The 22,741-nt window shown below is 73.4% G+C and carries 23 protein-coding genes; 1 reads left to right on the top strand and 22 read right to left on the bottom strand.

Annotation, left to right across the window (positions count from 1 at the left end):
- Nucleotides 1–121: 121 nt before the first annotated feature.
- Nucleotides 122–946 carry a translation elongation factor Ts gene (gene tsf / locus V1258_RS10570; protein WP_329749660.1) on the bottom strand — a complete coding sequence of 275 codons (825 nt, stop codon included), beginning with the start codon at nt 944–946 and terminating at the stop codon, nt 122–124.
- A 102-nt stretch (nt 947–1,048) separates the two neighbouring features.
- Nucleotides 1,049–1,963 carry a 30S ribosomal protein S2 gene (rpsB, locus tag V1258_RS10575; RefSeq protein ID WP_329749661.1) on the bottom strand — a complete coding sequence of 305 codons (915 nt, stop codon included), beginning with the start codon at nt 1,961–1,963 and terminating at the stop codon, nt 1,049–1,051.
- A 386-nt stretch (nt 1,964–2,349) separates the two neighbouring features.
- On the opposite strand from rpsB, the gene V1258_RS10580 reads away from it, so the two are divergent.
- A complete protein-coding gene (locus V1258_RS10580; RefSeq protein WP_329749662.1) occupies nt 2,350–3,078 on the top strand; it encodes a murein hydrolase activator EnvC family protein in 729 nt (242 codons plus the stop codon).
- Between the two features lie 13 nt (nt 3,079–3,091).
- Here the strand turns inward: V1258_RS10580 and V1258_RS10585 are convergent, their stop codons facing one another.
- From V1258_RS10585 to V1258_RS10680, 20 genes are all read right to left on the bottom strand, one after another.
- Entirely contained in the window at nt 3,092–4,120 is a 1,029-nt protein-coding gene (locus V1258_RS10585) for a tyrosine recombinase XerC (protein ID WP_329749663.1), read from the bottom strand.
- 118 nt (nt 4,121–4,238) lie between these two features.
- On the bottom strand, nt 4,239–5,465 hold the full coding sequence (dprA, locus tag V1258_RS10590; RefSeq protein WP_329749664.1) for a DNA-processing protein DprA: 1,227 nt from the start codon (nt 5,463–5,465) through the stop codon (nt 4,239–4,241).
- Entirely contained in the window at nt 5,462–7,000 is a 1,539-nt protein-coding gene (locus V1258_RS10595; RefSeq protein WP_329749665.1) for a YifB family Mg chelatase-like AAA ATPase, read from the bottom strand. The genes dprA and V1258_RS10595 overlap by 4 nt, the downstream gene beginning before the upstream one ends.
- On the bottom strand, nt 7,000–7,353 hold the full coding sequence (locus V1258_RS10600) for a YraN family protein (RefSeq protein WP_329749666.1): 354 nt from the start codon (nt 7,351–7,353) through the stop codon (nt 7,000–7,002). Before V1258_RS10600 ends, V1258_RS10595 begins: the two co-directional genes overlap by 1 nt.
- A 414-nt stretch (nt 7,354–7,767) precedes the next feature.
- On the bottom strand, nt 7,768–8,070 hold the full coding sequence (locus tag V1258_RS10605; RefSeq protein ID WP_329749667.1) for a DUF2469 domain-containing protein: 303 nt from the start codon (nt 8,068–8,070) through the stop codon (nt 7,768–7,770).
- A complete protein-coding gene (locus V1258_RS10610; RefSeq protein ID WP_329749668.1) occupies nt 8,067–8,810 on the bottom strand; it encodes a ribonuclease HII in 744 nt (247 codons plus the stop codon). The genes V1258_RS10605 and V1258_RS10610 overlap by 4 nt, the downstream gene beginning before the upstream one ends.
- A complete protein-coding gene (gene lepB, locus V1258_RS10615) occupies nt 8,807–9,607 on the bottom strand; it encodes a signal peptidase I (RefSeq protein WP_329749669.1) in 801 nt (266 codons plus the stop codon). Before lepB (V1258_RS10615) ends, V1258_RS10610 begins: the two co-directional genes overlap by 4 nt.
- Before the next feature lie 31 nt (nt 9,608–9,638).
- Entirely contained in the window at nt 9,639–10,217 is a 579-nt protein-coding gene (gene lepB / locus V1258_RS10620) for a signal peptidase I (RefSeq protein WP_329749670.1), read from the bottom strand.
- Nucleotides 10,218–10,224: 7 nt separating this feature from the next.
- Nucleotides 10,225–10,575: a 50S ribosomal protein L19 gene (rplS, locus tag V1258_RS10625; protein WP_329749671.1), complete on the bottom strand. Its 351-nt coding sequence runs from the start codon at nt 10,573–10,575 to the stop codon at nt 10,225–10,227.
- Nucleotides 10,576–10,918: 343 nt separating this feature from the next.
- Nucleotides 10,919–11,668 carry a tRNA (guanosine(37)-N1)-methyltransferase TrmD gene (trmD, locus tag V1258_RS10630; RefSeq protein ID WP_329749672.1) on the bottom strand — a complete coding sequence of 250 codons (750 nt, stop codon included), beginning with the start codon at nt 11,666–11,668 and terminating at the stop codon, nt 10,919–10,921.
- Nucleotides 11,669–11,671: 3 nt separating this feature from the next.
- A complete protein-coding gene (gene rimM, locus V1258_RS10635) occupies nt 11,672–12,256 on the bottom strand; it encodes a ribosome maturation factor RimM (protein ID WP_329749673.1) in 585 nt (194 codons plus the stop codon).
- Nucleotides 12,253–13,209: a hypothetical protein gene (locus tag V1258_RS10640; RefSeq protein WP_329749674.1), complete on the bottom strand. Its 957-nt coding sequence runs from the start codon at nt 13,207–13,209 to the stop codon at nt 12,253–12,255. The genes rimM and V1258_RS10640 overlap by 4 nt, the downstream gene beginning before the upstream one ends.
- A 48-nt stretch (nt 13,210–13,257) precedes the next feature.
- Nucleotides 13,258–13,500, bottom strand: coding sequence for an RNA-binding protein (locus V1258_RS10645; protein ID WP_329749675.1), 243 nt, complete (start codon nt 13,498–13,500; stop codon nt 13,258–13,260).
- Between the two features lies 1 nt (nt 13,501).
- On the bottom strand, nt 13,502–13,990 hold the full coding sequence (rpsP, locus tag V1258_RS10650) for a 30S ribosomal protein S16 (RefSeq protein ID WP_329749676.1): 489 nt from the start codon (nt 13,988–13,990) through the stop codon (nt 13,502–13,504).
- Between the two features lie 235 nt (nt 13,991–14,225).
- A complete protein-coding gene (locus V1258_RS10655) occupies nt 14,226–15,566 on the bottom strand; it encodes an Nramp family divalent metal transporter (protein ID WP_329749677.1) in 1,341 nt (446 codons plus the stop codon).
- A gap of 102 nt (nt 15,567–15,668) precedes the next feature.
- Nucleotides 15,669–16,796 carry an amidohydrolase family protein gene (locus V1258_RS10660; RefSeq protein ID WP_329749678.1) on the bottom strand — a complete coding sequence of 376 codons (1,128 nt, stop codon included), beginning with the start codon at nt 16,794–16,796 and terminating at the stop codon, nt 15,669–15,671.
- A 117-nt stretch (nt 16,797–16,913) separates the two neighbouring features.
- A complete protein-coding gene (ffh, locus tag V1258_RS10665; protein ID WP_329749679.1) occupies nt 16,914–18,518 on the bottom strand; it encodes a signal recognition particle protein in 1,605 nt (534 codons plus the stop codon).
- A 127-nt stretch (nt 18,519–18,645) separates the two neighbouring features.
- Nucleotides 18,646–20,991 carry an HD domain-containing protein gene (locus tag V1258_RS10670; RefSeq protein WP_329749680.1) on the bottom strand — a complete coding sequence of 782 codons (2,346 nt, stop codon included), beginning with the start codon at nt 20,989–20,991 and terminating at the stop codon, nt 18,646–18,648.
- A complete protein-coding gene (locus V1258_RS10675; protein ID WP_329749681.1) occupies nt 20,981–21,319 on the bottom strand; it encodes a P-II family nitrogen regulator in 339 nt (112 codons plus the stop codon). The genes V1258_RS10670 and V1258_RS10675 overlap by 11 nt, the downstream gene beginning before the upstream one ends.
- Nucleotides 21,316–22,707, bottom strand: coding sequence for an ammonium transporter (locus V1258_RS10680; RefSeq protein WP_329749682.1), 1,392 nt, complete (start codon nt 22,705–22,707; stop codon nt 21,316–21,318). Before V1258_RS10680 ends, V1258_RS10675 begins: the two co-directional genes overlap by 4 nt.
- Nucleotides 22,708–22,741: the final 34 nt, after the last annotated feature.

A 22,741-nucleotide genomic window follows, 5' to 3' on the forward strand; every position in this document is an offset into this window, starting at 1 on the left:
TGGGTCTGGGGCTGGGGAAACGAAACTAGACCACAACAGTGGGGGGGCGCTCCCCCGGGACGGTGGCCACGCTCACGCGAGGCCGCGGGAGACGGCCCGACGGGCCCTCCCCGAGGTCGGATCAGTTGCCGACGCGGAAGCGGAGGTACCCGGTGACGGTGCCGCCGGCGGCCTCGACGATCTTGCCGACCGTCTGCTTCGGGTCCTTGGCGAAGGCCTGGTCCAGGAGGCAGTTCTCCTTGAAGAAGCCGTTCAGCCGACCCTCCACGATCTTCGAGAGCGCGGCCTCGGGCTTGCCCTCGTTCTTCGCGGTCTCCTCGGCGATGCGACGCTCGTCGGCGACGACGTCCGCGGGGACCTCGTCACGGCTGAGGTACTTGGGGGTGAACGCGGCGATGTGCATCGCGACGTCCTTCGCGACCTCGGCACCCGCGGCGTCGGTGGCCACGAGCACGCCGACCTGCGGGGGCAGGTCCTTGTTGGTGCGGTGCATGTAGGAGGTGACGACCTCGCCGGAGACGCGGCCGATGCGACGCACCTCGATCTTCTCGCCCATGGTGGCGCCGGCGTTGGTCAGGGCCTCGCCGAAGGGGGTCTCGGCGAGCTCCGCCGGCTCGGTGGCGCCGGACTCGACGGCGGCGGCCACGGCCTCGTCGCCGAGTGCCACGAACTTGTCGTTCTTGGCCACGAAGTCGGTCTCGGAGTTGATCTCGAGGAGGGTGCCGGTCTGGCCGCCCTCGGTGTCGCGGATGTCGACGGCGATGAGGCCCTCGGAGGCCTCGCGGCCCTCGCGCTTGGCGATGCCCTTGAGGCCCTTGACGCGAATGATCTCGACGGCCTTGGCGCGATCGCCGTCGGCCTCGTCGAGCGCCTTCTTGACGTCGAGCATGCCCGCGCCGGTGGCCTCGCGGATCTCCTTGATGTCTGCTGCCGTGTAGTTGGCCATGTTCCTCTTCCTCATGGGAGCTGTGAGCGGGGACGAGCTGGGCGGACCGGGCCGCCCGTGGAGGGGCCCGGGAGCGACGCTATCGCCCCCGGGCCCGTGCGGTCACTCCGCGGCGGGAGCCTCGGTGGACTCGGCGGCCTCGGCGGGGGCCTCCGCGGACTCGGCCGGAGCCTCGACCGCAGGGGTCTCCTCGGCCGCGGCCACGGACTCCTCGGCGGGGGCGTCCTGCTGCTGGACCTCGGACTGCTTGAGCAGCTCCTGCTCCCACTCGGCGAGCGGCTCGGCGTCGACCGCGGAGACGTTCTTCTCGCCGCCGGTGGTCTTGGCGTGGCGCTCCTGCAGGCCGGCGGCCACGGCATCGGCCACGACGCGGGTCAGCAGGGTGACGGAGCGGATCGCGTCGTCGTTGCCCGGGATCGGGTAGGTGATCTCGTCGGGATCGCAGTTGGTGTCGAGGATCGCGACGACCGGGATGCTCAGCTTGTGCGCCTCGTCGACGGCGAGGTGCTCCTTGTTGGTGTCCACGACCCACACGGCCGAGGGGGCCTTGGCCATGTCGCGGATGCCGCCGAGGGTCTTCTCGAGCTTGTCCTTCTCGCGGCGCATCATCAGCAGCTCCTTCTTGGTGCGGCCGGAGGCGGCCACATCCTCGAAGTCGATCTGCTCGAGCTCCTTGAGGCGGTTCACGCGCGCGGAGACCGTCTGCAGGTTGGTGAGCATGCCGCCCAGCCAGCGCTGGTTGACGTAGGGCATGCCCACGCGGGTGGCCTGCTCCTGGATGGACTCCTGAGCCTGCTTCTTGGTGCCGACGAAGAGCACGGTGCCGCCGTGGGCGACCGTCTGCTTCACGAAGTCGTAGGCCTTGTCGATGTACGACAGGGTCTGCATGAGGTCGACGATGTAGATGCCGTTGCGCTCGGTGAAGATGAAGCGACGGACCTTCGGGTTCCAGCGACGGGTCTGATGACCGAAGTGGACGCCGCTCTCCAGGAGCTGGCGCATGGTGACGACTGCCATGATGGTGTCCTCTGTTCTGGGCCTGGGCTCGCACGGCGCGCCCGGTGGGCGTCCGTGGTCATCGCGCAGACCTGCATTCTCGGTTGTCCCCCGCCACCGGATGGTGCGGGGCCTGGTGCCCGGGATGCCGGCCGCCCCGTGCGGTCCGTCGGTGCGAGCACCGGCGGCACGATCGGGGACCGTGGGCCGACGAGCCCTGGTGGGCACGCGAAGTCATCCGGAGAGTCCGGATGCTGGGGGAAGTCTATCCGACCGCCCGGTCCCGGACGGCGCGGGATGCATCACGTGGCGGCGTGTCCCCGGGACCGTTCCTCCCCAGCCCCGCACCGTCCACAGCGCCGCCCCCGGTGCGGCGCGGGGGCGGCGCGCCGGGCACGGTGGGGAGCATGACCGCTGCGCTCTCCCCCGTCCTCCGCTCGCTCGTCGCCCTGGCGTGCCTGGTGACGGTCCTGGCGATGCCGGACGTCGCGCGCGGCGAGGGGGCGCGCTGGCTCTGGCCGCTCCCCGCACCGCACCAGGTGGTGCATCCCTTCGACCCGCCCGCGCACCGGTACGGCGCGGGGCATCGCGGGATCGACATCGCGGTCGCCGCCCCCGGCGCGCCCGTCACCGCCGTCGAGGCGGGGACGGTGCGGTTCGCGGGCTCGGTCGCCGGGCGCGGGGTCGTCTCCGTGGTCCACGCCGACGGGCTGATCTCGACGTACGAGCCGGTCACGGGCTCGGTGAGCGCGGGGCAGGTGGTGGCGCCCGGGGACGTGCTCGGCACGCTCGAGGATCCGGGCGGCGCCTCGCACTGCGCCCCGGCCCTGTGCCTGCACCTGGGCGCGAAGCAGGGCGAGGGCTATCTCGATCCGCTGCCCCTGCTGAGCGTGCGCGGTCCGAGCGTGCTGCTGCCGGTGACCGGGGACGAGGACGCCGGTGCGTCCCGCGCTGCCGGGGACGGCGGAGCCGGACCGCCATCGGGCTCCGTCGGCGGGGAGTCGTCGGACGCGGCGCCCGGGGTGAGGACCGGCAGTGCGGCCGGCCCGGGAACCCATAGCGCGGGTGCCCCGCTCTCCGGTGCCTCTGCGGCCGCCGCGGGGGCCGATCGGTGGCCGCGCCCGTCGAGCGACTGAGCCGCCCCGGGGCTCATGCTCGGGGGTGGGCCTGCTCGAGGGCGGCGCGGAGCCGTTCGGCGCTCACGTGGGTGTAGATCTGCGTGGTCTGGAGGGAGGAGTGCCCGAGGTAGTCCTGCACGCTGCGGAGGTCGGCCCCGCCGTCCACGAGATGGGTGGCGGCGCTGTGCCGGAGCGTGTGCGGGGTGATGTGCCGCGGGATGCCGACGCGGACGGCGTGCTCGTCGACGAGGGTGCGCACCGCACGGTCGCCGAGCCGGCGGCCCCGCACCCCGAGGAACAGCGCGTCGGTGCGGCTCTCGCCGAGGAGGACGCTCCGTCCCTCGTGCTCCCAGCGGTCCACGGCGTCCAGGGCCGGCAGCCCGACGGGCACGATGCGTTCCTTGTCCCCCTTGCCGATCACCCGCACGGTGCGCTCGCGGCGGTCGAGGCTGCCGCGATCGAGGGCCACGAGCTCGGACACCCGCAGGCCGGAGGAGTAGAGCAGCTCGAGCACCGCCGCATCGCGGAGGGCCACGGCGCGCTGGACGGGATCCTCGGGCGGGCCGTCCGGGGAGTGCTCGAAGTCTTGCCCTGAGTCCTGCGCTGAGGCGGTCGGGACGTCGCCCCCGTCCGTCGTGCGCTCCGGTGGCGCCACGTCGTCGAGGAGGGAGGCGGCCTGGTCGGCCGAGAGGACGGTGGGCAGGTGCCGCCCGCGCCGCGGCGCGCGGAGGCGTCCGCCGACGTCGACGGGGATCCGCTCGGTCGCGGCGAGCCAGGTCGTGAAGGTCCGGGCCGCGGCCGCGGAGCGCGCGAGGGTCGATGAGGAGAGGCCGGCGTCGCCCCGTGCCGCGAGCCAGGAGCGCAGGGCCGCCACGTCCAGGTCGACGAGGGGTATCCGCTCGACCTCGTGCAGATGCCGCAGGAGATCTTCGACCTCCCGCCGGTACGCCCGGACGGTGTGCGGGGACCGCGAGCGCTCGAGCTCGAGGTGCCGGACGAAGGCGTCGATCACCTCGTCCTCCCCACCCGGGACGCCCTCGGGGCTCGGCCTGTCCGTCATGCCCCCAGTGTCCCTCACGCCCTCCGACCGGCCCGGGAGCCACCCCGCGCCGGTGGGATCGCTCCTCGGCCCGCGGCCGCGTACCGCGGGCGACCGCGCCGCTCAGCGGGATCGTCGCTCAGCGAGGTCGTCGGGCGCGATCCCCCTGCACGGCGACCAGTCCGAGCAGCTCGAGCCGGGCGAGCGCGGCGCGCAGCTCTCTCTCCTCGAAGCCGATGTCGTCCGCGAGCAGCGGGAGGGGGCGGCTCGAGCGCGGCGGGACCGCGTCGAGGACGCGGCGGTCCGCGGGGCTGAGGAGGTCCAGCTCGTCCTGCTGGGCGTGGCGCCCCTCCCCCGCGGCGTCCCCGCCGGGGAGCAGGTCCACGACCTCGGCCGGTTCGGTCACCAGCACCGCGCCCCGCTCGCGCACGAGCCGGTGGCACCCCGCACTGGCAGCAGAGGTCACGGGGCCGGGGACCGCGCCGACCGGGCGGGACAGCTCGTCGGCGTGCCGGGCGGTGGACAGCGCACCGGATCGCCAGGACGCCTCGACCACCACCACCGCCCGCGCGAGCGCAGCGATCAGGCGATTGCGGGAGAGGAACCGCCACCGCGTCGGGGCCGTACCCGGCGGCGCCTCGCTCACCAGCAGGTGCTCCCGTGCGATCCGCTCCAGCAGCTCGGTGTTGCCCCGCGGGTAGAGCCGGTCCAGCCCGCCGGCGAGCACCGCGAGGGTGTCCCCGTCCCGGGCGGCGAGCGCTCCGCGATGGGCGGCCGCGTCGATCCCGTAGGCCCCGCCCGAGATCACCGGGCAGTGCCGGCTCGCGAGCTCGGCGGCGAAGGACCCGGCCGTGTCCTCCCCGTACGGGGTCGAGGCCCGCGAGCCGACCAGGGCGACGGTGCGGGGGCCGGCGAGCTCGTCGAACCGTCCGGGCCCGAGCAGCCACAGGCAGTGCGGTGCGGTCTCCTGGAGGTCGTCGAGGCCGTCCGGCCACTCGGGGTCCCCGGGGATGATCACGCGGAGCCGGCGGCGGTCCGCGTCCTCGAGCACGGCGTCGAGGTCCAGGCCCGCGAGCCGGCCCCTCCAGCGGGCGAGGGCGCGTTCCGCCCGGGCCAGCGGGGCGGACGGACCGGGCTCGGCAGGATCACCCGGCAGCTGGTCGCCGAGTCGGGCGAGGAGCTCGCGGGCGGAGCCGTCGAGGGCGAGCTCGAGGGCCGCGGACGGTCCGAGTCGGGCCCGGGCGAGCAGCGCGAGAGCGTCCTGCGGCTCCGCGACGAGCGACCAGGTCATCCGGGCCCTCCGCTCGTCCGGCGGGGTCTCGGCTCCGCCCCGCGGGGACTGCGGTGGGGTGTCGGCGGGGATCATCGATCGGCTCCTCGGCGCAGGGTGAGGGCCTCCCCGATGTGGGAGGCTCCGGGTCGATCCGCTTCGTCGAGGTCCGCGAGGGTCCAGGCGAGGCGGAGCACGCGGTCGTAGCCGCGCAGGGTGAGGCGCCCCTGGGAGAGGGCATGGTCGAGCAGACGCGCCTCTCCGGGGACGGGGGCGAGCTCGCGGCGCAGCAGCGGACCGGGGATCTGGGCGTTGAGGCTCCAGCCTCGTTCCGAGAAGCGCTCGCTCTGCCGATCCCTCGCGGCACGGACCCGGGCGGCGATCAGGGCGCTCGGCTCCCCCGTCGCATCACCGGCGCGGGCGACGTCCACGGGGCCGAGGGTGAGGTGCATGTCCAGGCGGTCCTGCACCGGTCCGGAGAGCCGGGTGAGATAGCGGCGACGTTGCAGCGGGGTGCAACTGCAGTCCACGCCCTTCCCGATCGCGCGCCCGCAGGGGCACGGGTTCGCGGCCAGCACGAGCTGGAAGCGGGCGGGGTAGTGGACCACGCCGCGGGCGCGATGCAGGGTGATGTCCCCCGTCTCGAGCGGCTCCCGCAGGGCGTCCAGCACGCGGGGTGAGAACTCCGGGGCCTCGTCGAGGAAGAGCACGCCGGCGTGGGCTCGGGAGATCGCGCCGGGCAGCGCGATCCCGGAGCCGCCGCCGACCACCGCGGCCGTGGACGCGGTGTGGTGCGGGCTCTCGAAGGGCGGCTGCAGCCGGAGTCCGCCGCGGGAGTCGAAGCGACCGGCGACGGAGTGGATCGCCGAGACGGTCAGCGCCTCCTCGACGCTCAGCTCCGGGAGGATCGTCGGCAGGCGCGCGGCGATCATCGTCTTCCCCGCACCGGGCGGGCCGACCATCAGCAGATGGTGTCCCCCGGCGGCGGCGACCTCCGCGGCGCGACGCGCCTGCGCCTGTCCGATCACGTCGGCGAAGTCGAGCATGCTCGGCGCCGGGGGCTCGTCCTCGGCGGGGGCGGGGATCGGCCCGGTCGCCGACGGGGCGAGCGGGGAGACGTCCGCCCCGAAGCGGTGCAGCACCTCGGAGAGGTGTTCGGCGCCGTCCACGTCCAGGCCCTGCACAAGGCGTGCCTCCGCGAGGTTCCCGGCGGGGACGATGGCTCCCGTCATTCCCCGGTCCCGGGCGGCGAGGAGCGCGGGGAGCACTCCCGGCACCGCCCGGAGCCGACCGTCCAGTCCCAGCTCGCCGAGCATCACCGTGTCCGTCGGCGGCGCGACCTGCAGGTCGCCCTGGGCGGCGACGACGGCCACCGCGATCGCCAGGTCGAAGCCGGAGCCGTGCTTCGGCTGCCAGGCGGGGCTGAGGTTCACGGTGATGCGGCGCTGCGCCAGGCCGATGCCGCTGCGGGCGGAGGCCGCGCGGACGCGGTCCCGTGCCTGCAGGGTCGAGGAGTCGGGCAGCCCGACGAGCGAGAAGGCGGGCAGGCCGGAGGAGACGTCCGCCTCGACCTCGACGAGGGTGCCCTGCAGTCCGGTGAGCGTCACGGAGAAGATGCGGGCCTGTCCCATCAGCCGACCCCTGCCAGGTGCTCGAGGGAGAAGCCGCCGTCGAACTGGGCGTGGACCGCGATCACGTCGATCCGCACATCCTCGTGCGGGGTGGAGCGCTCCATGAGGTATTGCCCGGCGAGTCGTCTCAGGCGGCGCAGCTTGTCCGGGGTGACGGCGGCCTGGGGCACACCGGTGACGAGAGAACGTCGCGTCTTCACCTCGACGAACACCAGGGTGCGGTGGTCCAGGGCGACGATGTCCAGCTCCCCGCGGCCGATCCGGAGGTTGCGCTCGACGACCTGCCAGCCGGTCGCGGTGAGGTGCTCGGCGGCGAGGTCCTCCCCCACCCGGCCGAGCTCGGCCGTGCTCATGCGTCGCACGCGGGCCGCGTCGGGTGCCCAGGCGGGGCCCTCCGGGCGCCGTGGGACGACCGGAACGCGCGGAGCCCCGGAACCGTCGGCGGCACCAGGGTCGCGTAGGTCGGGCGGACCGGGAAGGTCAGGTGGACCGGGCGGGGCAGAGCCGGGGCGCGCGCCCGCGGGCTCAGGCGGATCCGGCGGGGCGGTCGCGGGATGCGCTCGGGAGGATGTCGGGGAGCTGGTCATGCCCGCCAGCGTGGTCCGTCCCGGCGGCCGGCGCCGCCTCCGGGCCCCGATTGGGGATGGACGGGGTCTGGGGAGGAACGGTCCGCGTCTCCGGTCCGAGCACGCCCCTTCAGCCGGCACCGGACTCTCGGACGTCCGGGCCGGCCCGGTCAGACGGGGTGCCCGGCCGCGACGCGCGGATCAGGGCAGGGAGATGTCCTGCTTGTTGAGCTCTTCGATGTTGACGTCCTTGAACGTCACCACCCGCACGGAGCGGACGAAGCGGTTCGAGCGGTAGATGTCCCACACCCAGACGTCGGCGAGGCGCAGCTCGTAGAACACCTCGCCGCCCGCGGAGCGGACCTGGAGGTCGACCTGGTTGGCGAGGTAGAAACGTCGCTCGGTCTCCACCACGTAGGTGAACAGGCTGACGACGTCCCGGTACTCCCGGAAGAGCTGCAGCTCGAGGTCGGACTCGTAGTTCTCGAGGTCCTGGCTGTTCACCGACGCTCCTCCTCCACCTGGGCGGTCCATTGGTCGCCCCACAGTACGCCAGCCGAGGTGGGAGCCGGTGCAGAGCCCAGCCGCCAGCTGCGCCGGTGCTGCTCGTGCGGGCCGAGGCGGTCGATCGCCTCGCGGTGCGCGGCCGAGCCGTACCCCTTGTTCGACGCCCAGGCGAACTCGGGGGCGAGCGCGTCCAGCTCCACCATCACCGCATCCCGGGCGACCTTCGCGAGGATGCTCGCGGCGGAGACGCTGGCGCAGTCGCGATCGGCCTTCACCCGCAGCTCGACGAGCGACGCCGGGCGACCGTCCGCGGACAGGCGCCCCGTGAGGACGTCGGCCGAGCCGTCGAGCAGGACCGCGTCGATCCGCGGCAGCTCGAGCGCTTCGAGGGCGCGCAGCGCGGAGCGGGTGAGGGCCTCGACGATGCCGACCTCGTCGATCTCGGCCGCGCTCGCCCAGCCCACCGACGAGGCGTGCGCCGCCTCCCGGACCGGGTCCACCAGCGCCTCGCGACGTCGGGCGGAGAGCGCCTTGGAATCGCGCACCCCCGTCGGCAGCGGAGCGACCGCGCCGTCCTCGATCAGCAGCGCGCAGGCGCCCATCGCGACCGGCCCGGCCAGCGCTCCGCGGCCCACTTCGTCGACGCCGACGACGATCTGCGGCCCCGGGCCGCAGCGGGCGGCGAGGGCGAGCTCGGTCTCCAGCGTCGGCGCGATGCCGGAGCCGGGAGGGCTCACGGCTGGTCCGGGACGTCGGCGAAGGCGTCCCGGCCCCCTCCGAGTCCGTCCCAGCGCGAGGCGGGCCAGAAGATGACCTCGGCCCGACCCGTCACGTCGTCGAGCGGCACGAAGCCGGACTCGCCGTTGATCTCGTGATACGCGGAATCGGCCGAGGCGTGACGGTTGTCGCCCATCACCCACACGTGTCCCTCGGGGACCGTGACGTCGAAGGCGCCCTGGCAGGCGGAGGTCTCGGGGTTGATGTACGGCTCGTCGACGGGCACCCCGTTGACCTCGAGCACGGCATCGCGCGCGCTGCACACCACGTGGTCTCCCGGAAGCCCGATCAGTCGCTTGACCAGGTGGTCCTGGGAGGGATCGGGGGCCAGACCGACCAGGCTCAGCGCCATCATCAGGCGCACGCGGGGGGTGGGGTCCTCGGTCGCGTCGCCGGGGATCCAATCCGCGGGGTCCTGGAAGACGATCACGTCGCCGCGATGCAGGTCGAAGACCCCGGGCGTCAGCTTCGAGACCATGATCTTGTCGTCCTCGAGCAGCGTCGGGTTCATCGACGCCGACGGGATGTAGAACGGCTGGATCAGGAAGGTCTTCACGAGCACCGCGATGACCAGGGCCACACCCATGGTCACCAGCGTGTCGAGCCAGAGCGGCATCCGCGAGCGGCTGCGACCGCCCGCGCGGTGGCCGCTGGTGGCCTCGGCGTCGGTCGCGGGGGCCCCGTGCTCGGCGTCCGGAACGGGGGCCGCGTCGCGGAAGTCGGACGCAGCGGGTTCGGGGTTCTCGGACGCATTCATCGGCGCGATCCTATCCGCACTGCCCGAGGGGTCACAGGGAGCCGCGGCGCGAGAGTGGCCACACCACCTCGTGCACCGAGCCGATCACGCGATCCACGGGGATCATGCCGCCGCCGGGCGCGCCGAGCAGGTGCCGGGAGTCGGTGGAGTCGGCCCGGTTGTCGCCGAGCACGAACATGCGTCCCTCGGGGACGAGCAGGTCGAACTCGATCTCGCTGGGGGCGGTGCCGGGCACGAGATAGGGCTCCTCGAGGGCGACGCCGTCGACCTCGATCGTCCCGTCCCTCCCGCAGCAGGAGACCCGCTGGCCGCCGACCGCGATGACGCGCTTGACCCAGAAGCGGTCGCCGTCCTCGTCACCAGGGGCGAAGTAGCCGCTGCCGTCGAAGACCACGATCTGGCCCGGCTGGGCCGTGCCGCGCGTGGAGCGGTCGGCGAGGATCACGTCGCCCACCTGCAGGGCGGGCTGCATCGAGGCCGACGGCACGGTGAAGGGCCGCACCACGAGGTGGCGCACGCCGAGGGCGCCGACGAGCAGCAGCACGACGCAGACGGCGACGGCCACCACGAGGTGGGGCCGCCGCCGTCCGGGATCGATCGCGGGGGTCATCCGCAGATCAGGAGTGGTCGCGCTTCTCCTTGATGCGGGCCTTCTTGCCGGTGAGGCCGCGCAGGTAGTACAGCTTCGCGCGGCGCACGTCGCCGCGGGTGACGACCTCGATCTTGTCGACGGTCGGGGCGTGCACGGGGAACACGCGCTCCACGCCGACGCCGAAGGAGATCTTGCGGACGCGGAAGGTCTCGCCCACGCCGTGGCCCTGGCGGCCGATGACGTAACCCTGGAAGACCTGGATACGGGAGCGGTTGCCCTCGATGACCTTCACGTGGACCTTGACGTTGTCGCCGGCGCGGAAGTCGGGGACGTCCTCGCGCAGGGACGACTTGGTGAGCTCGTCGAGCTTCTGCATGGTGCTTCTCCAGCCCTCCGCCTCAGGTCGGACAGCGTGTTCGCGGGGCGCCGGGAGGCGCCTGTTCGGAACTGTCGATCCGGCGAGGCCCCTCACGGTGCCTCGTGCCGGTGTGCTGGGCCTCTGGCGGCGACTCCCATCGCCACGGATCTGCCCGGCCGCTCGGTGCATCCCTCCCCTGAGGCAGGGGGATGCGCGACACGCACGAGGGGTCATTCTGCCAGCGCGCCGCGGGCCGCGGCAAGCCCGCTCCCCCGCCGCCGACGCAGGTCACGCCCGACGGCGCTGTCGCATCGGTCACCTCGCGCCCCGACGCGCCCGCGCCGACGGGTCCGGCGGGGGCTCAGGCGCCGTCGGCCGGGGTCGCCGGCGGGGCGAGCAGGTCGGGCCGGCGCGCGGCGGTGCGTGCCTCGGACTGCTCCCGACGCCAGGCCGCGATCCGCGCATGATCCCCGGAGAGCAGGATCGCGGGAGCCTCGCGCAGCGTGCCGGAGGGATCGGTCCAGGCGGCGGGCCGCGTGTACAGCGGGTACTCGAGGAGTCCCGCCGAATGCGACTCCTCGACGAGGCTCTCCGCATTGCCGACCACCCCCGGCACGAGCCGCACCACGGCCTCGGTGATCGCGAGGACGGCGACCTCCCCGCCGTTCAGCACGTAGTCGCCGAGGGAGGCGAGCGCGACCTCGAAACCCTCGTCTGCGAGGTGCTCGTAGACGCGCTCGTCGATGCCCTCGTAGCGGCCGCAGGCGAAGACGATCCACTCCCGCCCCGACCATTCCTGGGCGGTGGCCTGGCGGAACGGGGTGCCGGCCGGGTTGGGGAAGACGATCAGCGGCTCAGCGTCCTCGCCGAGCTCGGCGCGACCGGCCGCGCGCACGGCGGCGAAGGCCTCGGCCCACGGCTCGGGCTTCATCACCATGCCGGCACCGCCGCCGAGAGGGGTGTCGTCGACGGTGCGATGGCGGTCGTGGGTCCAGTCCCGCAGCTGGTGGACCCGCAGGTCGACGAGACCGTCCCGCCGGGCCTTGCCGATCAGCGACAGCTCGAGCGGGGCGAGGTACTCCGGGAAGAGGGTGAGGACGTCGATCCGCACGGCTCAGCCCTGACCGCGGGCGGGGCCGGACGTCTCGGGCTCGGGGCCCTTCTCGTCCTCCGGCAGCTCGTCGAAGAGCCCGCCGGGAGGGTTCGCGGTGATGCGGCCGGCCTCGAGGTCGACCACGGGCACGAGCTGCTCGACCAGCGGCAGCTGCACCCGGCGGCGATCCGCGGTCCGCACGATCAGCAGGTCCTGGGCGGGCAGGTGCTCGATCCCGGCGACGGTCCCGAGTCGGTGGCCGTCGACGTGCACGACCTCGAGCCCGGTGAGCTGCGAGGGGTACCAGGCGTCGGGGTCCTCCTCCGCCTCCTCCTCGGCGTCGACCTCGATCTCGAGGTCCACGCCGCGCAGGGACTCGGCGTCGGTGCGGTCGGCGACCTCGGCGAAGGTCACGTACCAGCGGTCCTGCTGCAGGCGGGTGCGGGCGATGGTGAGGGTGCGGGGTCCCGCGGGGGTCTGCACCGCGAAGGCGGTGCCGCGCTCGAAGCGCTCCTCGGGCTGGTCGGTGCGCAGCAGCAGGGCGACTTCTCCGCGCAGGCCATGGGCCCGGCCGATGGTCGCCACGATCACGTCGAGCGTGCTCATACGAGTCCCTCGTCCTCTCCGGCGTCGCCGCCGTCGGTGTCCTGCCCGATGCCGGGCGTCGAGTAGCCGGCCGCACCGCAGGCGGTGTCGAGCGCGACCAGGGGGTCCTGCAGCCCGTCGGACCACAGGTCGCCGTCCAGGGCGTCCTGGAACGGGGTGCGCACCTGTTCTAGGGCGGCGCGGACGGCGTCGTCGTCGACGGCGGTGATCTCGGCGGCGAGCAGATCGGCGGTGGCCTGCACGTCCTCGAGACGCTCCGCGGGGACCTGCTGCGGGGTGCGGCCGACGAGCGCGAACATGTTCGAGGTGAGCACGTTCGCGTTACCGAAGTGGTTGAGGGTCCCCGGGGTGTCGAAGACGTCCGCGCAGGCGAGCGCCGCGGGCTTGGTGCCGTCGTCGCCCGGGCCGAGGGCCCAGGCTGCCGCGGCGGAGACCGGGGCGCAGACGCTCGCGACACCCTCCCAGGCGGTGGTGAAGGCCGCAGCGTCGAGTTCCTCGCCCTGCTCCGGCTGGGTGCGGAACCATTCGGCGAGACCGCTCGCCGCCTCGACGGCCCCCTCGGGGGCACCGTGGAAGGCTGCCTCGACGTCATCGCCGGTCATCGCGTAGAAGAAGGGGTCCGAGGGGCCGATCTCGGGGGCGGTCGCCGCCCGGTCGAGGACCACGCGGGAGAGCGGGTCGGCGTAGTCGGGGTCGCCCCAGAAGGTGGTGCAGGCCCCGACGAGCGCGGGGTCCGCGGCGGCGGCGGCGGTGCTCGCGGCCGGGTCCTCCTCCGGCTCGGGGCCGCCAGGGACCGCGCTCTGGCAGGCGCTCAGCAGCAGGGCGCCCGCGAGCAGCGCGACCGGGGAAAACCAGGAGCGGGGAGGGTGTGAAAAGAGGGCAGTGTTCTGTCCGAGGAAGAAGCACGAAGACCGCCCGCGGGCAGCGCGACCGGGGAAAACCAGGAGCGGCACGACTCAGCAAGGCTGGCAGTGCCGCTCCGGAAGAGGCGTCGAGGCACCTCAGCGCCGGTCGACGTCGACGATGTCGACGCGCACGTCATCGTCCGACAGGGCCGCGGTGACCGTGCGCAGGGCACGGGCGGTGCGCCCCGAGCGGCCGATGACGCGACCCAGGTCGGCGGTGCCGACCCGGACCTCGAGCAGCGGGCCGCGGCGCGTGGACTTCTCGGTCACGCGCACCGCGTCCGGGTCGTCGACGATGCCGCGGACGAGATGATCGAGGGCTTCGGCGCGAGCGCTCATCTCAGGCCTCGTCGGTGGCGGCCGCGTCGGCGTCCTCGGTGGTCTCACCTTCGGCGGGGGCCTCCTCGGAGCCGGCCTCGACCTCGCCCTCGGCGGAGTTCTCGGCCTCGGCGTCGGCCTTCGCCTTCTTGGCGCCCTCGCGGGACTCCCCGGCGGCCTTGTCGGCCTCGGCGATGAGCTCCTCGGCGGTCTTCTTGGCCTCGGCGGTCTTCAGGGAGCCGGCGGCGTCGCCCTCGCCCTTGAACTTGGCCCAGTCGCCGGTGACCTTGAGGAGCGCGGTGACCTGCTCGGTCGGCTGCGCGCCGACGCCGAGCCAGTACTGCGCACGCTCGGACTGGATCTCGATGACCGAGGGGTTCTCGGTGGGGTGGTACTTGCCGATTTCCTCGATCACGGCGCCGTCGCGCTTCTTGCGCGAATCGGCGACCACGACGCGGTAGAACGGTGCACGGATCTTGCCCATGCGCTTCAGGCGGATCTTGACAGCCACGTGGGTGGACTCTCCTTCAGGGATGTTCGGGTGAGTCCCGCCGCAGCCTGTGGGGTCATGCGGGCGCTGACGGTTCTCGGGGCGTCGTGCCTCGGCGGGTAGAGGGCCGGCCAGGGCACATACAAGGGATGAGTATGCCAGGTGGGGGCGGTCCGGTTCCAGCCGTCGGCCTGTGCGCCGGGGCACAGCCGAGGTCCCGGGATCACCGCGCCGGGCGTCACCGGTCGCCGGGCACTCAGCCGGTGACGGCTCCGATCAGCTGGTTCACCCCGAGCACCACGAAGAGCAACGTCACCGCACCGAGGGCGACGTTCAGCACGGGGCCGTTGCGCCACCGCTGCGGCACGTGCCGGGAGTTCAGGAGCACCAGCAGGGTGATGGCGAGGAAGGGCATGAAGAAGGCGCCGAGCACGCCGTAGGCGATGATCACCTGCACCGGCCGGCCGAGGAGGAGCAGCAGCATCGGCGGGAAGGTCAGCCACAGGACATAGAAGCGGTAGTACTTCCCCCCGATCCGTCGGTCGGGGTGATCCTCGGGGCGGCCGCGCACATGCCCCCAGAAGTCCGCGAACATCACCGAGACGCCGTTCCACACGCCGATCACCGAGGAGAAGGACGAGGCCCAGAAGCCGACCAGGAACACCCAGCTGAAGAATGTCCCGTAGCGGCCGGCCAGCACGTCGGAGAGGTCCAGCAGGCCCCGGTCCCCCTCGTCGATCGCGATCGAGGCGGAGTACAGCAGCTCCGCGCCGACGACCAGCATCGCGACGACGAAGATGCCGGAGACGACGTAGGCCATCGCGTTGTCGATCCGCATCACCCGCATCCAGCGCGGGGAGGACCAGCCCTTCTCCGTCAGCCAGTAGCCGTAGGCGGCCAGCGTGATCGTGCCGCCCACGCCGCCCGCGATCGACAGGGTGTAGACGAGTCCGCCCTCGGGGATGCGGGGCACGAGCCCGCCGAGCACCTCGCCGAGGTTCGGGAGGGTGACGACCGCCGCCCCGACGACGGTGAGGAACATGATGCCCACCAGCACGGCGACGATCTTCTCGAGCGCGTGATAGCGGCCGAGCCAGACCAGGACCGCTCCGATCAGCCCCGAGAGGATCGCGTAGACGATGAAGGGCATGTCCGCGATCCAGCCGATGTCGCCGAGCACGGGCAACTGCGGGACCAGCGCCGCGAGCGGCAGGGCGGAGGCGCTCATCGCGGTCGCGCCGTACACGAAGCCCCAGACCATGATGTAGGGGCCGAAGTACCAGGAGGTCCAGCGTCCCACCCGTCGCCATCCCTCGAAGATCGAGTGGCCGGTGGCGAGGCTCCAGCGGCCGGCCCCCTCGACGAGCACGATCTTGATGATCACGCCCGCGATCGCGGCCCACAGCAGGGCGTAGCCGTAGCGGGAGCCGGCCACCAGGGTGGCCACGAGGTCTCCCGCGCCGATGCCGGTCGCGGCCACGACGAGGCCCGGGCCGACGAGCTTCCAGCGGGGCGGGGCGCCGCCCTCCTCCCCGGTCGTGCCGTCGGGCGCCGCATCGGGCGAGGTGGTCGGTTGCTCTGCGTCCTCGGAGTGCATCCCTGCACGGTAGCGCCCGCGGGAGCCCGGCTCGGCGGACCGGGCGGCGGCCAGGAGGCAGCTCGTCCCTTTGATCCCTTTCCGCCGGGCGGCGGGATCGGGTCAGGCGACCCGCCGGCCCCCGAGCACGACGTGGGTGCGCTGGCGCAGGGCGCGATGGTCGGTGCGCGGATCGCGGGGGACGACGAGCAGGTCGGCGGGCGCGCCGTCCTCGAGGCCCGGCGCGCCGAGGACACGGCGCGGCGCCCAGACGGCGGCATCGAGGATCGTGGAGCCGTCGAGTCCGCAGGCGGCGAGCTCGTCGAGCTCGTCGTGGACGATGCCGTGCCCGAGCACTCCCCCGGCGTCGGTGCCGACCAGCAGCTGCACGCCGGCGTCATAGGCGTCGCGCGTGCGGTCGTAGCGGTTCCCGCGCAGTCGGCGCATGTGCGCGGCGTAGGCCGGGAACTTCGCCTCGCCCTGCGCCGCGTAGGTCTCGAACTCGTCGACGTTCACGAGCGTCGTGACCACCGGGACCCCCGCCGCCGCGACCCGTGGGATGGTCTCGTCGGTCAGGCCGGTCGCGTGCTCGAGGCAGTCGAAGCCCGCGTCGAGCACGAGCGGGAGCGTCTCCTCGTCGAAGGTGTGGGTGGTGATGCGGGCGCCCGCCGCGTGAGCGGCCTCGGCCGCGGCGACGAAGTCCACCGCGTCCCAGCAGGGGGCGAGGTCCCCGGCCCCACGGTCGATCCAGTCGCCGACGAGTTTGACCCAGCCGTCGCCCCGGCGGGCCTCTCGGGTGACGGCGGCAGGGAGGCCCGCGGGCTCGACCTCGTCGGCGTAACCGATCAGATACCGGCGCGTGCGGGCGAGGTGGCGGCCGCAGCGGATGAGGCGCGGCAGGTCCTGCTGCTGCTGGAGCGGCGAGGTGTCCATGATCGAGCCGGCGTCCCGGATCAGCAGCACCCCGGTGTCGCGGTCGACGAGCGCCTGCGCGCGGGCCTCGGCGAGGGTGGTGCCGCCCCCTCCGTCGCCGATACCCAGATGACAGTGCAGGTCGGCGAGTCCGGGGACCACGAACCCGTCGATCTCGCGGACCTCTGCGCCCGCGGGCAGCTCCGGTCGTTCGTGACGGATCGCGCCGTCCACGACCCAGGCGCCGTCGAGCTCCTCCTCGGGGCCGATCAGGACCGGCCCGCGCAGGTGCAGGATCGGGGCGGCGTCGGCGTCGGTGGGGGCATCGGGGGGGCTCATGCTCGCGAGCCTAGCGAGCCGGGCGGGGCCGCGGGCAGCGGAGCCCAGGGATCTCGCCGGCCCCGATGTCGAGCACCTCCGTCGCGGCGGTGCCGCAGGTCGATCGGTCCGTTCGGGTCACCGGCCGCCGAAGAGCTTCTTCATGTCCGGCGGGAGCTGGCTGGGGTCGAAGTCGGAGAGGTCCGGGGTGCCCTGCGCCCCGCTGCCGAAGGCACCGCCCGCGCCGCCGAAGGCCGATCCGCCCTGGCCGGCGGACTCCTTCGCCCGGGCGGCGGCCTCGGCCTGCTCGCGAGCGGCCTTGGCGGGGTTCTTCGACTTCGCCTTCTTGCCCTGCTTCGGGGCCTGCTGCTTGCCGCGCGACTTCTTGCCCATGCCCATGCCGGGACCGCCGGGCATCCCCGGCATGCCACCCCCGGCCATGCCGCGGCCCATGGTGCGCATCATCTGCTGCGCCTGCTTGAAGCGCTCGAGCAGCTGGTTGACGGCCTGCACCGTGGTGCCGGAGCCCTTGGCGATGCGGTTGCGGCGCGAGCCGTTGATGATCTTGGGGTCGTTGCGCTCCGCCGGGGTCATCGAGTGGATCATCGCCTCGATGCGTCCCAGCTCGCGCTCGTCGAAGCTCTCGAGCGCCTCGCGGTACTGGCCCATGTTCGGCAGCATCCCGAGCATCTTCTTGATGTTGCCCATGTTCTTGAGCTGCTGCATCTGGGTCAGGAAGTCGTCGAGCGTGAAGTCCTCGCCGGAGGCCAGCTTCGCGGCGGCCTTCTCCGCCTCCTTCTGATCGAAGGCCTTCTCGGCCTGCTCGATCAGGGTCATCACATCGCCCATGTCGAGGATGCGGGAGGCCATGCGATCGGGGTGGAAGCGCTCGAAGTCGCCGAGGCCCTCGCCGGTGGAGGCGAAGAGGATGGGTCGCTCGGTCACGCCGGTGATCGACAGGGCGGCACCGCCGCGGGCGTCGCCGTCGAGCTTGGAGAGCACGACGCCGGTGAAGCCGACGCCGTCGCGGAAGGCCTCGGCGACGCGCGCCGCGTCCTGGCCGATCATCGCGTCGACGACGAAGAGGGTCTCGTGGGGGCCCACGGCGTCGCGGATGTCCCGCGCCTGCTGCATCATCTCCTCGTCGATGCCGAGGCGGCCGGCGGTGTCGACGATGACCACGTCATGCTGGGAGAACTGGGCGTTGGAGACGCCGTTCATCGCGACCAGCACGGGGTCGCCCACGCCATTGCCCGGCTCGGGGGCGAAGACGGGCACGCCCGCCCGCTCGCCGACGATCTGCAGCTGGTTGACGGCGTTGGGGCGCTGGAGGTCCGCGGCGACGAGCAGGGGGGTGTGCCCCTCGGACTTCATCCACTGCGCGAGCTTGCCGGCGAGGGTGGTCTTGCCCGCACCCTGAAGGCCCGCGAGCATGATCACGGTGGGCGGGTTCTTCGCCCAGTGCAGCTCGCCGGTGGCCCCGCCGAGCACCTGCACCAGCTCGTCGTTGACGATCTTGACGACCTGCTGGGCGGGGTTGAGCGCCTTGGAGACCTCCTCGCCGAGGGCGCGCTCGCGCACCGCCGCGGTGAAGGTGCGCACCACCGAGACGGCGACGTCGGCGTCGAGCAGCGCGCGACGGATCTCGCGGATCGTCTTGTCGACGTCCGCCTCGGTCAGGCGGCCGTGACCGCGCAGACCCTTGAGCGAGGCCGTGATGCGATCGGAGAGGTTGTTGAACACGAAGCGCTTCCCCTAGGTCGGATGGACCGCCCCAGTGTAGTGGCCGAGCCGGTCCGTCCCCAGGACGGGTGAGCCGCTCCGCACGAGAGACCGGCCACGCCCGGCCCCGCGCCGGGGCCCGGCCCGCTCAGGTCGCGGCGGCGTCCATCAGCGCGGCGACGATCCGGCCGACGGTCGGCGGGTCGAGGGACCTGCCGTGCTGGTCGGTCAGGTAGAGCACGTCGACGGCGCGGCGGCCCAGCGTCATCACGTGCGCGCTGCGCACCTGGAGCCGGTGCACGGTGATCACCTCGGCCACGTCCGCGAGGAGGCTCGGCCGGTTGCGGGCGTTGACCTGCACCACGGTCGCCTCGCGGGAGGCGCCCGGCAGCAGGGTCACCACGGGGGTGTCCTCGGTGGTGCGCGGCGGCGGAGGCGGCGGCAGCTCGAGCACGCGGGCGTCGGCCCGGTCGCGGCTCGCGAGCTCGCGGTCCAGGGCGCTGCGCAGCACCGACGGATGCGGCAGATCCCCGGGATCCGAGGAGACCCACCACGTGTTGACCGCGATCCCGTCCAGGGTCGTGACCACGGCGCTGTGAACGTCGAGCCGCAGCCGCACCAGGGTGCGGGCCATGGCCGCGAACACGCCGTCGCCGTCGGGAGCGCCGAGGCAGATCTGGGAGATCGGTTCGGCCTCGATCGGGGCGGGGTAGACCACCTGGGCCGAGCCGGTGCGCTCGACCGCCGAGCGCACCGCCTCCACCACGGAGCGCTGCGGGGCGAGCATCGGGCGGGGAGCCGGCGTCGTGGCGCTCAGCGCGTCCCGGGCGAGCGCGGTGAGATGGTCCACGAGGTCGGCGCGCCAGGTCGACCAGGCCGACGGGCCCGCGGCGATCGCGTCGGCCTCGGTGAGGGCGCGCAGGATCTCGAGGGTGTCGAGGTCGTGGTCGACCGCCACGAGCAGGTCCCGCAGGGTCGCGGGATCGGCGAGATCGCGGCCGGTCGCGAGGGAGACCAGCGTGAGGTGCTCGCGGACGAGGCGCCCGACGGTCGCGGTGTCGGACTTGTCGAAGCCGAGGTGCCGGGCGGCGGCCTCGGCGAGCGGAGCCCCCTCAACCGCGTGATCATGGGCATCGGGTCGCTTGCCCAGATCGTGCAGCAGCGCCGTGACCAGGAGCAGGTCGGGCCGGCTGACCTGCGGCAGGAAACGCTGGGCCTCGAGCACCGTCTCGACCTGGTGGCGGTCCACGGTGAAGCGGTGCACGGCGGAGCGCTGGGGTCGGTTGCGGATCTCGGCCCAGCCGGGGATCCAGCGGGCGAAGACGCCCTTCACGTCGAGGGCCTCGTAGGCGTCGGCGAAGTGCTCGCCGGCGAGCGCGTCGACCAGCACGGACCGCTGCAGCGGGAGCATCGGCGCGGTCTCCGCGGCGGCGAGGCGTGCGAGGGTCGCGTCGGCGAGCGGCAGACCGGTCGTCGCGGCGTGCCGCACCGCGGCCACGTCCCGCAGCAGATCGCGGCTGCCGGGATCGACGGACACCTCGCCGGATTGGACCAGCACCCCGTGCGGGAGGCGGGTCAGCGCGGGTCGGCGGTCCGTGCCGAGGCCGCGGGTGGCGGTGCCGCCGGGAGCGCTCGCCGCCTTCGCTGCGCGGACGGTGCGATGCAGCTCCCAGGTCACGGCGCGGGCCGCCTCGGCGAGCACCGCGTGGTGGTCGTCGGCGGTCGCGTGCCCGGTGAGCGCGGCGACGGCATCCTGGTCGGCGCGGCCCAGGCGGGTGCCCGAGGCGCCGGTGACCGCCTGCAGCGCATCGCGCGCATCGCCGAGGACCCGGGCGGCGGCGTCCACGACCTCGTGGTCGTGGTCGGCCAGCCAGCTCTCCGCGATGGCGCGGATGACCGTCACGTCCCGCAGGCCGCCGCGATCGGACTTCAGGTTCGGCTCGGAGGAATGGGCGAGGGAGCCGTAGCGGTGGGTGCGGTCCAGCGCCAGGTCCACCAGCTCGGGAGCCCGACGGCGCGCCTCGCGGCGCCACTGGGCGCGCACCCGGCGGGCCGTCTCGTCGACGAGGTCGCCGTCCCCGGCGACGAGGCGGAGGTCCAGCAGGGAGATGGCGGCGCGCAGGTCATCCCGGGCGACGGACTCGCACTCGGAGGGGCTGCGCACCGAGTGGTCGAGCGAGGTCCCGGAGTCCCAGATCGGGTACCACAGCGCGCTCGCGAGCTCCTGCGCCTCGCGCTCGCCCACCAACTCCGGATCGAGCAGGAGGACCAGGTCGAGGTCGCTGCCCGGGCCGAGGTCCCGCCGCCCCAGCGAGCCGATCGCGGCGAGCGCGGCGCCGGACGCCGGAGCGCCGGCCCCGTCCCACAGCTCGCCCAGCCAGCCGTCCACGAGGGAGGCCTGGGCGAGCCGGCGGGAGGGGCCGGCGGAGGGATCCGCGAAGCCGTCGTGCAGCACCTGGGTGATGCGTCGGCCGGGGAGCTCCTCAGAGGGCATCCGCACCCCGTTCGCCGGTGCGGACCCGGACCACGGTGGACACGTCGGTGCTCCACACCTTCCCGTCGCCGATCCGACCGCTCCGCGCGGCGGCGACGATGAGGTCGACGATCGCCGGCTCGTCGGGCGACTCGGCGAGCACCTCCACCTTGATCTTGGGGATGGTGTCGATGCGGTACTCGGCGCCGCGGTAGACCTCGGTGTGGCCGCCCTGCCGACCGTAGCCGGCGACCTCGGTGACGGTCAGGCCGCTCACGCCGAACTCGCGCAGGGAGTCCGTGACGGCCTGCAGGGCGTGGGGCTGGATGATGGCGGTGACGAGCTTCATCGGGTCTCTCCTGTGGTGACGGGCGCCTCGGCGGTCCCGGCGGCGGGCGCCGGCTCGTCGTGCGGAGCGGAATTGCGGGGCTCGGACGCCGATCCGGTGGCCTCCGGGAAGGCCGCCGTGCCGGAGAGCGGGGTCCGCCTCGAGGCGGCGCCCCCGGCGAGATCGTATCCGGACTCCGCGTGGTGGGTGATGTCGATGCCGGCGAGCTCGTCGGCCTCGGGGATGCGCCAGCCGAGGGTGGCCTTCAGGACGAGGGCGATGATCGCGGTGAGCACACCGGAGATGATCATGGCGGTGAGGGCCACGAGGGTCTGGACGATCAGGAGGCTCACACCGCCGCCCAGGAACAGCCCGCCCTCGGCGGCCAGGAAGCCGATGCCGATGGTGCCGACAAGACCGCCCACCAGGTGTACACCGACCACGTCGAGGGAGTCGTCGATGCCGACGCGGTACTTGAGACCGACCGCGAGGGCGCAGGCCACGCCCGCGGCGAGGCCGAGCACGATCGAGGTGATCGGGGTCAGGGCCGCGGCGGCGGGGGTGATGGCCACGAGGCCGGCGACCACACCGGAGGCCATGCCGAGGCTGGTGACGTGCTTGTCGCGGATCTTCTCGACCGCGGCCCAGCCGAGCATCGCGCCGGCGGTGGCGACGGTGGTGTTGACCCAGGCGAGGCCCGCGGTGCCGTCGGCCGTGCCGGCGGAGCCCGCGTTGAAGCCGAACCAGCCGAACCACAGCAGCGCGGCGCCGAGCATGACCAGCGGCAGGTTGTGCGGCTTCATCGGGGTGCTGCCGAAGCCCTTGCGGGCGCCGACGACGATCGCGAGGACCAGGCCCGCGATGCCGGCGTTGATGTGGACGACGGTGCCGCCCGCGAAGTCGACCGGCTCCGCGATGGAGGCGAAGATGCCGTCACCGCCGAGGAGTCCGCCGCCCCAGACCATGTGGGCCAGAGGCGCGTAGACGACGAGGACCCAGATCGCGGCGAAGACCATCCAGGTGCCGAACTTGACGCGGTCCGCGATCGCCCCGGAGATCAGCGCGGTGGAGATGATCGCGAAGGTCATCTGGAAGCCCGCGGCGACCAGGAAGGGCACGCCGCTGCCGCCCAGCAGGGACTGCTCATCGGTGCCGCCGAGGCCCACGAACTCCAGCGGGTTACCGAACAGACCGGCGACGTCGGTGCCGAAGGCGATCGAGTAGCCGAAGAACGTCCAGGCGATGGCGACGACGGCCATGGCGCCGAAGGACATCAGCATCATGTTCAGCACCGTGCGGGCTCGGACCATGCCGCCGTAGAAGAGGGCCAGTCCGGGGGTCATGAGGAGCACGAGGGCGGCACTGATGAGGATCCAGGCCGTCGCTCCCGTGTCGAGGGTGAAGTCCATGTCGAGGCTCCAGGGTGGAGGGGCCGGCGCAGGG

Origin of the sequence: Brachybacterium sp. J153 (assembly GCF_036311905.1) — a bacterium.
Taxonomy (GTDB): domain Bacteria; phylum Actinomycetota; class Actinomycetes; order Actinomycetales; family Dermabacteraceae; genus Brachybacterium.